We start from the raw sequence: 9,678 nt of genomic DNA on the forward strand, positions 1-9,678 counted from the left end.
GGGGCGACGGACAGGAGGCTCCCCACCAGCTGGTGGGGAGCCTCCTGTCCGTCCGTGGTCGGCTACCAGCTGACGGGGAGCGGTTTGCCCTCTTCGTACCCGGCGGCGGACTGGATGCCGACCAGGGCGCGCTCGGAGAACTCGGCCAGGCTGGTCGCGCCGGCGTAGGTGGCCGAGCTGCGGACGCCGGTCGTGATCATGTCGAGCAGGTCCTCGACGCTCGGGCGCTCCGGGTCGAGGTAGATGGTCGAGGACGAGATGCCCTCGGCGAAGAGCGCCTTGCGTGCGCGCTCGTACGGGTCGAGACGCTCGAAGCGTTCGCGCACCGCCTTGGCGCTCGCCATGCCCCAGCTCTCCTTGTAGGCCTTGCCCGCCGTGTCGCGGCGCAGGACCCCTGGCGCTTCGAGCGTGCCGGCGAACCACGAACCGATCATCACGGCGCTGGCACCGGCGGCCAGGGCGAGCGCGACGTCGCGGGGGTAGCGCACGCCGCCGTCGGCCCACACGTGCGCGCCGAGCGACCGTGCGGCCGCAGCAGTCTCGAGCACGGCGGAGAACTGCGGGCGCCCGACGGCGGTCATCATGCGGGTGGTGCACATGGCGCCGGGGCCGACGCCGACCTTGATGATGGACGCCCCGGCCTCGACCAGGTGTGCGACGGCGTCGGCGGTGACCACGTTGCCCGCGACGAGCGGGATGCCGAGGTCGAGGGAGGCGACGGTCCGGAGCGCCCGGAGCATGCCCTCCTGGTGCCCGTGTGCGGTGTCGAGGACGAGCACGTCCACGCCGGCGGCAGCCAGGGCCGACGCCTTGGCCGCGACGTCGCCGTTGATGCCGATCGCGGCGGCGACCCGCAGCCGACCGGACGCGTCGACGGCGGGCGTGTAGATGTCGGAGCGGATGGCGCTGGTCGGGCTGGTGGTGCCGACGACCCGGCCGTGCCGGGTGACCGGCGCGAAGTCGACCCCGGCCGCCGTGAGCACGTCGTAGACGTGGCGGGGGGTGCCGGCGTCCTCGGCGTCGATCGCGGTCGAGGCGCCGTGCAGCAGGTCGCGGAGCGTCGCGTCGGGGCCAGCGGTGCCGAGTCGTGTCGCCGGGACGCAGCCCAGGTACTCCCCCGCGGCGTCGCGCACGACGACCCCCCGACCGGCGACCGGCAGGAGCTGCTCGAGGGTCTCGGCCACGGTGGTGTCCGCACCCATCTCGATGGCGGTGTCGAAGTCGACGGGCTGGTCCTTGACCCAGCGGATCGCGGCGTCGAGGTCCTGCAGGTGCATGTCCTGCGGGAGCACCCCGAGGCCGCCACGACGGGCGAGGGTGGCGGCGAGCCGAGGGCCCGTCACGGAGTTCATGTTCGCGCTGACGATCGGCACGGTGACGCCGGACCCGTCGTTCGCGGCGAGGTCCACGTCGAAGCGGCTCGTCACCGCCGAACGGCTGGGGACGAGGAAGACGTCGGAGTAGGTCAGGTCGTGGGTCGGCCGCGTCTCGTAGAACCTCATGCCGCCCACCGTACTGCGGGACGACATGCCCTCGCCGCTGACACCGGACGGACATGTGGGAACGGCTACGCTTGACGTCGTGCGGGGCAGGGTTGCGCCGCACGACACACACGAGCATCAATCGACGGAGAGTGGGCGATCGGCTGTGTCGAGCCATCTGACCGGAACTGACGAGACCGCGGGCGAATTCGGGGCGAACGAGTGGCTCGTGGACGAGCTCTACGAGCAGTTCCTCGCGGACAAGAACTCCGTGGACGAGTCGTGGTGGCCCGTGCTCGAGAGCTACCACCAGTCCGGCAAGGGGTCCGCGGCTGCCGCTCCGGCACCCACCCCGGCGGCGTCCGCTCCTGCCGCTGCCACGTCCGCTGCTGACACGTCCGCCGCCCCCGCGCCCGCCGCTCCGGCGCCCGCTGCCCCGACGGGCGACGGCAAGGGCGGACCGATCCAGGCCCGCACCACCTCGAAGCAGCCGTCGCCGCAGCCCATCCCCGCCGAGGCGAACGACACCGCCGACGACCACGAGGAGACCCACGAAGACGTGGCGACCCCGTTGCGCGGCATGGCGAAGACCCTGGCGTCGAACATGGACGCCTCGCTGACGGTCCCCACCGCCACCAGCGTGCGCACGATCCCCGCCAAGCTGATGATCGACAACCGCATCGTCATCAACAACCACCTGCGCCGTGCCCGCGGCGGCAAGATCTCGTTCACGCACCTGATCGGGTGGGCGATGGTGCAGGCGCTCAAGGACTTCCCGAGCCAGAACGTCTTCTACGAGGAGCGCGACGGCAAGCCCTTCGTCGTGCAGCCCGCGCACGTCGGCCTGGGCATCGCCATCGACGTCCCGAAGAAGGACGGCACCCGCTCGCTCCTGGTCCCCAGCATCAAGCGCGCCGAGTCGCTGACGTTCGGCCAGTTCCTGTCCGCGTACGAGGACCTGGTCAAGCGCGCCCGCGACAACAAGCTGACCCCGGCGGACTTCCAGGGCACGACGATCTCGCTGACGAACCCCGGCGGCATCGGCACCGTGCACTCGGTCCCACGCCTGACCAAGGGCCAGGGCGCGATCATCGGCGCCGGCGCACTCGAGTACCCCGCACAGTTCCAGGGCTCTGCGGCCAAGACCCTGGTCGAGCTCGGCATCGGCAAGACGATCACCCTCACCAGCACCTACGACCACCGCGTCATCCAGGGCGCCGGGTCCGGCGAGTACCTCAAGAAGGTGCACGAGCGGCTCATCGGCGAGCACGGCTTCTACGAGGGCATCTTCTCGGCCCTCCGGATCCCGTACAAGCCGATCCAGTGGGCGAACGACATCAACGTCGACCTGGCGCACCGTGTCAACAAGACCGCGCGCGTGCAGGAGCTCATCAACAGCTTCCGCGTCCGTGGGCACCTGATGGCCGACATCGACCCGCTCGAGTACCGCCAGCGCACGCACCCCGACCTCGAGATCGAGAGTCACGGGCTGACCTTCTGGGACCTCGACCGCGAGTTCGTCACGGGTGGTCTCGCCGGCACCACGAACGCCCCGCTCCGCGACGTCCTCGGCGTCCTGCGCGACGCGTACTGCCGCACCGTCGGCATCGAGTACATGCACATCCAGGACCCGGAGCAGCGTCGCTGGTTCCAGTCCCACATCGAGGTCCCCTACTCGAAGCCGTCGAAGGACGAGCAGCTGCGCGTCCTCGGCAAGCTCAACGAGGCCGAGGCGTTCGAGACCTTCCTGCAGACCAAGTACGTCGGCCAGAAGCGCTTCTCGCTCGAGGGCGGCGAGTCCACCATCGCGTTCCTCGACACGCTCATCCAGCACGCCGCCGTCGCCGGGCTCGACGAGGTCGCGATCGGCATGGCGCACCGCGGACGGCTCAACGTGCTGACGAACATCGCCGGCAAGACCTACGGCCAGATCTTCCGCGAGTTCGAGGGCACCACGCTCCCCGGCTCCGTGTCTGGTCAGGGGTCGGGCGACGTGAAGTACCACGTCGGCACCGAGGGCGTCTTCCGCGCGTCGGACGGCACCACCATCCCGATCACCATCGCGGCGAACCCCTCGCACCTCGAGGCCGTCGACGGGGTCCTCGAGGGCATCGTCCGCGCCAAGCAGGACCGCGGCCCCGCAGGCGTCTTCGGCGTCCTGCCGGTGCTGGTCCACGGCGACGCGGCGATGGCCGGCCAGGGCGTGGTCGTCGAGACGCTGCAGATGTCGCAGCTCCGCGGCTACCGCACCGGCGGCACGGTGCACCTCGTCATCAACAACCAGGTCGGGTTCACCACGCCGCCGGACTCGGCGCGCACGTCGGTGTACTCCACGGACGTCGCCAAGACGATCCAGGCGCCGATCCTGCACGTCAACGGGGACGACCCCGAGGCCGTGGCCCGCGTCGCCGACCTGGCGTTCGCGTACCGGCAGGAGTTCCACCGCGACGTCGTCATCGACCTCGTCTGCTACCGCCGCCGCGGCCACAACGAGGGCGACGACCCCTCGATGACGCAGCCGCTGATGTACAACCTCATCGAGGCAAAGCGCTCCGTCCGCACCCTCTTCACCGAGGCGCTCGTCGGCCGTGGCGACATCACGCAGGACGAGTACGACCAGGCGCACCGCGACTTCCAGGACCGCCTCGAACGGGCCTTCGCCGAGACACACGAGGCGCAGACGGGCACGATCCCGGTCATCGAGGTCGACGACGACGGCGCGGTCCAGGGTCTCGAACGCCCAGCGGCCCAGCGGGACGACTCCGAGAACCAGGTCCGTGAGACAGCGATCTCGCAGGAGCTCGTCGAGCGGATCGGCGACGCACACGGCAACCCGCCCGCCGGGTTCCAGGTGCACCCGAAGCTGCAGTCCCTGCTCACCAAGCGCACCGACATGACCCGCAAGGGCGGTGTCGACTGGGCGATGGCCGAGCTCATGGCGATCGGGTCCCTCCTGACCGAGGGCAAGCCCGTCCGGCTCGCCGGTCAGGACGCCCGCCGTGGCACGTTCGTGCAGCGCCAAGCGGTGTTCCACGACCGTGAGAACGGGCAGGAGTGGCTGCCGCTGTCGAACCTGACCGAGGACCAGGCCCGCTTCTACATCTACGACACGCTGCTCAGCGAGTACGCGGCGATGGCGTTCGAGTACGGCTACTCGGTCGAGCGTCCGGACGCGCTCGTGCTCTGGGAGGCCCAGTTCGGCGACTTCGCGAACGGCGCGCAGACCGTCATCGACGAGTTCATCTCCTCGGCAGAGCAGAAGTGGGGACAGCGCTCCGGGCTGGTCCTGCTGCTGCCGCACGGGTACGAGGGACAGGGACCGGACCACTCGTCCGCCCGCATCGAGCGCTACCTGCAGCTCTGCGCCGAGGACAACATGGTGGTGGCACGCCCGTCGACCCCGGCGTCGTACTTCCACCTGCTGCGTCGTCAGGCGTGGGAGCGCCCGCAGAAGCCGCTGATCGTGTTCAGCCCGAAGGCCATGCTGCGGCTGCGCCAGGCGACCAGCGCGGTCGAGGACTTCACGAGCGGCACGTTCGAGCCGGTGATCGACGACGCCAAGGTCACCGACCGCGATGCCGTGCGCCGCGTGGTGCTGCACTCCGGCAAGGTGCACCACGACCTGCGCGCCGAGGCCGACAAGCACGAGCGCACCGACGTGGCCCTGGTGCGCCTCGAGCAGCTCGCCCCACTCCCCCTCGAACGCATCCTGCAGGTCCTCGGGAGCTACCCGAACGCCGACGTCGTCTGGGCGCAGGAAGAGCCGGAGAACCAGGGCGCCTGGCCGTTCGTGTGCATGAACCTGTCGCCGCACCTCGACGGTCGCCCGCTGTCGGTTGCCTCACGCCCGGCCAGCGCCGCGCCGGCGACCGGGTCGTCGAAGCGCTCGGCAGCCGAGGCGTCCGAGGTCATCACCACGGCGCTCGGCTAGCAGCGACGACGCCGGTGTGCGCTACGCGATCCTCGTGTAGCGCACACCGGCGTCGTGGTACCCGCGCTTCTGGTAGAACCGGTGCGCGCTGTCGGTCGCAGCGGCGCTGACGGCGGACAGCTGTCGCGCCCCCTGTTCGGCCGCCCACTCCTCGAAGGTCCCGAGCAGCGCTGAACCCGTACCCGACCGACGGACCGCAGGGTCGACCACCAGGAGCAGCAGCTGCGCGGTGGGCTCGTCCGACGCGTACGCCCAGGTGACCTGGGCGCCGGCGACCGCGACCGCGCGACCGTCGTCGCCACGGACCAGCCACGTGTGGTGACCGGCCTCGGGCGTCAGGCGTTCCAGACGTTCCCGCATCGCGGCGTCGTCGGCGGTGTGGCCGAGGGAGCGGACGAGGGCGGCGACGTCGGCGACGTCCGGGTCGGACCAGCTGGTGATCGACTCGACGGAGAGGGTCATGCTCGCGACCCTACCCGGCGCGGGTGCCGTGTCCCCGCCGTCAGTGCGTGGACTGCTCGGCGCGGATCCGGGTCAGGATCTCGGTGCGGAGCTGGTCGGGAGCTGTCTCTCGGCAGGCGCGCTTGACGGTCTCCATCAGCACGACGCCCACGCGGTGCTCGGTCTCGCAGTCCGGGCAGTCCGCCATGTGCTCACGGATGTCCGCCGCGTCCTCGCGGCAGAGCTCGTCGTGCAGGAACTCCTCGAGCTCCGCCTTCGCCTTGGAGCAGTCGCAGCCGCTCATCGCGTACCCTTCCCGTTCGTGCGGCTCGTCGCCGCAGATGTCCCTCGGCCTCGTCCGCGCATCGTCGCCGTCGACGCTGCATCCGGGACGACCCCGGTCTCTCGTGCGTGGTCGGCCAGGAGCCCCCGGAGGAGCCGGCGTCCACGGTGGAGGCGGCTCATGACCGTCCCCACGGGGGTCTTCATGATGTCGGCGATCTCCTGGTACGAGAACCCCTCGACGTCGGCGAAGTACACCGCCATCCGGAAGTCCTCGGGGATCGCCTGCAGCGCGTCCTTGACCGCGGACGACGGCAGGTGGTCGATCGCGTCGGCCTCGGCGGACCGCGCGGAGATCGACTGCGTGACGCTCTCGGCGCCGCCCAGCTGCCAGTCCTCGAGCTCGTCGATGGTGCCCTGGTACGGGTTCCGCTGGTTCTTGCGGTACGTGTTGATGAACGTGTTCGTCAGGATCCGGTAGAGCCAGGCCTTGAGGTTCGTGCCCTGTCGGAACTGCCGGAACGCGGCGAACGCCTTGACGAAGGTCTCCTGTACCAGGTCGGACGCGTCGGCGGGGTTGCGGGTCATCCGCATCGCCGCACCGTACAGCTGGTCCATGAAGGGCAGCGCCTGGTCCTCGAACAGCCCGCGGAGCTCGTCGGCGGACACGGTCGTCGCGTCCACGACGTCGGCGTCGGCCTCGAGCGCCGCCGCTTCCTCGGAGACGGCGTCGAGCTGTTCCTCGGTCGCGTCGACCAGGTCGTGCGGTGTTGCCTGCGGCTCGTCGGTGGTCATCGCGGGCCAGTCTAGAGCGAGGGCGGCCACCACAGGAGGCAGGTGCGTCCGTGCGGCGGGCAGGTGCGGCCGCGCCGGTGCGAGTGCTGTCGCCATGGGTCCTCCCGATCGTTTCAGTAGTCTTGTGAACCGATGGCAGACACGACGCATTCCCAGAGCGGGACCGGCACCGCCGGACCCTGGATCGCCCCCGTCGCGACGGGGCCGCTGCACGGCGACGTGTCCCTGCCCGGCTCGAAGTCGCTGACGAACCGCGAGCTCGTCCTCGCCGCCCTGGCCGACGGGCCGTCGACCATCCACCTGCCGCTGTACTCACGGGACTCGGCGCTGATGATCGAGGCCCTGCGCGCGCTCGGCGTCGGCATCGACGCGGTGGCCCCGGCCGACGGCGCCCCGGCGAACCCCTACGGCCCCGACCTCCGGGTCACCCCGGCGCCGATGCACGGCGACGTGCGCATCGACTGCGGGCTCGCGGGCACCGTGATGCGCTTCCTGCCCCCGCTCGCCGCCCTGGCGACCGGCCCGGTCGTCGTCGACGGCGACGAGGCCGCCCGCCGCCGGCCCATGCGCCCCGTCATCGACGCCCTCGTCGCGCTCGGCGTCGAGGTTACCGACGACGGCGACGGCGCCCTGCCCTTCGCGTTCACCGGTACCGGCTCGGTCCGCGGCGGCGCGCTCACGATCGACGCGTCGGCCTCGTCGCAGTTCGTCTCCGGTCTGCTGCTCTCCGCGCCGCGGTTCGACGAGGGCCTGCACCTCACCCACGCCGGTGACCGGCTGCCGAGCATCCCGCACATCGACATGACCGTCGCCGCACTGCGTGCCCGCGGTGTCCGGGTGGACCAGCCCGCGGTCGGCGAGTGGGTCGTGCACCCGGGCCCCATCGCGGCGCGCGACGTCACCATCGAGCCGGACCTGTCCAACGCGGCGCCCTTCGCGATCGCCGCCCTCGTGGCGGGCGGGACCGTCCGCATCCGCACCTGGCCGACCGACACCACGCAGGTCGGCGCCGACCTCGAGACCCTCCTGCCCCTGTGGGGCGCGTCCGTGGCCCGCGACGGCGACGACCTGGTGTTCGACGGCGGCCTCGGGATCCGGGGTGGGGCCTCCTGTCCGGGTCTGGACCTCGACCTGACCCGCGGTGGCGAGCTGGCACCCGCGCTGGTCGCCCTGGCGGCCCTGGCCGACGGCCCGACGACCATCACGGGGATCGGCCACCTGCGGGGCCACGAGACGGACCGGCTCGCCGCACTGGCGGCGGACGTGACCCGCACAGGAGGCTCCGTGCAGGTGCTCGACGACGGCCTGCGGATCGAGCCGGCCCCGCTGCACGGCGCGGACTGGACAGCCTACGAGGACCACCGGATGGCGACCGCGGGCGCGGTCGTCGGCCTGGTCACGCCGGGCATCGCGGTCGACGACATCGGCTCGACGGCGAAGACGCTGCCGCAGTTCCCGTCGCTGTGGGCGGACCTGGTCGCGACCGCCGGACCGGGGGCCTGAGACCGTGAGCTGGTGGGACGACGTCGACGATGACGCAGACCAGGACGAGCCGTACGGACAGTACGACGAGTCGAGCGTCCGGGTCCGGCCCAACCCGAAGGGCAACCGGCCGCGCACCAAGGTCCGGCCGACCTACCAGGACGCCCCGACCGGCTGGGTGACGAACGTCGACCGGGGGCGCTTCGGTGTGCTGGTCGGCGACCAGCTGATCACGGCGACGAAGGCCCGTGAGCTCGGCAAGAAGTCCGTCGTCACCGGGGACACCGTCTTCCTGGCCGGCGACGTGTCGGGCGCGGAGGGCTCGCTCGCGCGCATCGTCCGCGTGCAGGAACGCACCACGCTGCTGCGCCGGAGCGCCGACGACAGCGACGACGTCGAGCGCGTGATCGTGGCGAACGCGACGCAGATGCTCGTCGTCGTGGCCGCGGCCGACCCGGAGCCCCGCACCCGGCTGATCGACCGCTACCTGGTGGCGGCGTTCGACGCGGGGCTCGACCCGGTCCTCTGCATCACGAAGACCGACCTCGCCGACCCGACCGACTTCCTGGCGCACTTTGCGTGCCTCGACCTGCGGATCGTGACCAGCCGGTCGGACTCCTTCCCGCTGGACGCCCTGCACGAGGTCCTCGACGGGCAGGTCACCGTGACCGTGGGGCACTCGGGTGTCGGCAAGTCGACGCTCGTGAACGCGCTGACGGGGTCGACGCGCGCCGTCGGGGTCGTCAACTCGGTGACCGGGCGGGGGCGGCACACGTCGTCGTCCTCGATCGCGCTGCAAGTCACGGGCGGCGGCTGGATCATCGACACCCCGGGCGTCCGGTCGTTCGGGCTCGGCCACGTCGACCCCGCGAACGTCTTCCGGGCGTTCGCGTCGCATGCCATCCCGGTCCCGTCGTCGGTGTCGGGCATCCCGGACACGGGCATCCCGCTCGACCAGGCGCACGACTGGGAGATCGTCGACCGGGTGCAGGCCGGGGAGCTCGGGGCGACGGGCATCGAGCGGCTCGACTCGTTCCGCGCGCTGCTGACGGGCATGGGCGCGCACGACCCCGGCACGGAGTAGCCCGGGCGCGGCCGCGGCGTGCTGCGCGGCGGCGGGCGCGGCCGTGCCGTGCCGTGCCGTGCCGCGGGGGTTGTCCTGCGTCGGCCCCGACGCCGAGGTCGCACAACACGCCGCTCAGATGCGTCGACGTCGCGCGAAGTGCCGCCCCGGAGCTCCGGCACCGGCGGCACGAGCGACCTCGG

At 71.6% G+C, this 9,678-nt stretch carries 7 protein-coding genes; 3 read left to right on the forward strand and 4 right to left on the reverse strand.

Annotated features, from left to right (window positions below):
- Positions 1–62: 62 nt before the first annotated feature.
- Positions 63–1,502 (reverse strand): GuaB1 family IMP dehydrogenase-related protein, encoded by a 1,440-nt coding sequence (locus tag ASG04_RS14930; protein ID WP_056125948.1) that lies wholly within the window; start codon positions 1,500–1,502, stop codon positions 63–65.
- Between the two features lie 145 nt (positions 1,503–1,647).
- On the opposite strand from ASG04_RS14930, the gene ASG04_RS14935 reads away from it, so the two are divergent.
- Positions 1,648–5,412, forward strand: coding sequence for a multifunctional oxoglutarate decarboxylase/oxoglutarate dehydrogenase thiamine pyrophosphate-binding subunit/dihydrolipoyllysine-residue succinyltransferase subunit (locus tag ASG04_RS14935; RefSeq protein WP_200938535.1), 3,765 nt, complete (start codon positions 1,648–1,650; stop codon positions 5,410–5,412).
- A gap of 21 nt (positions 5,413–5,433) precedes the next feature.
- On the opposite strand, the gene ASG04_RS14940 is transcribed toward ASG04_RS14935, so the two are convergent.
- The 3 genes from ASG04_RS14940 to ASG04_RS14950 are packed head-to-tail and all read right to left on the reverse strand — an operon-like array spanning position 5,434 to position 6,930.
- Positions 5,434–5,874: a GNAT family N-acetyltransferase gene (locus ASG04_RS14940; RefSeq protein ID WP_056125952.1), complete on the reverse strand. Its 441-nt coding sequence runs from the start codon at positions 5,872–5,874 to the stop codon at positions 5,434–5,436.
- A gap of 40 nt (positions 5,875–5,914) precedes the next feature.
- Positions 5,915–6,157: a zf-HC2 domain-containing protein gene (locus tag ASG04_RS14945; RefSeq protein WP_056125954.1), complete on the reverse strand. Its 243-nt coding sequence runs from the start codon at positions 6,155–6,157 to the stop codon at positions 5,915–5,917.
- Complete coding sequence (locus tag ASG04_RS14950) at positions 6,154–6,930, reverse strand: sigma-70 family RNA polymerase sigma factor (protein WP_056125956.1); 777 nt, start codon at positions 6,928–6,930, stop codon at positions 6,154–6,156. Before ASG04_RS14950 ends, ASG04_RS14945 begins: the two co-directional genes overlap by 4 nt.
- Before the next feature lie 132 nt (positions 6,931–7,062).
- Between ASG04_RS14950 and aroA the strand changes: the two genes are divergently transcribed.
- Together aroA and rsgA are read left to right on the forward strand one after the other, a co-directional pair.
- Positions 7,063–8,433, forward strand: coding sequence for a 3-phosphoshikimate 1-carboxyvinyltransferase (gene aroA, locus ASG04_RS14955; protein ID WP_056125958.1), 1,371 nt, complete (start codon positions 7,063–7,065; stop codon positions 8,431–8,433).
- Positions 8,434–8,437: 4 nt separating this feature from the next.
- Positions 8,438–9,496, forward strand: coding sequence for a ribosome small subunit-dependent GTPase A (gene rsgA, locus ASG04_RS14960; RefSeq protein WP_056125960.1), 1,059 nt, complete (start codon positions 8,438–8,440; stop codon positions 9,494–9,496).
- Positions 9,497–9,678: the final 182 nt, after the last annotated feature.

Origin of the sequence: Curtobacterium sp. Leaf183, from assembly GCF_001424385.1 — a bacterium.
Taxonomy (GTDB): Bacteria; Actinomycetota; Actinomycetes; order Actinomycetales; family Microbacteriaceae; genus Curtobacterium.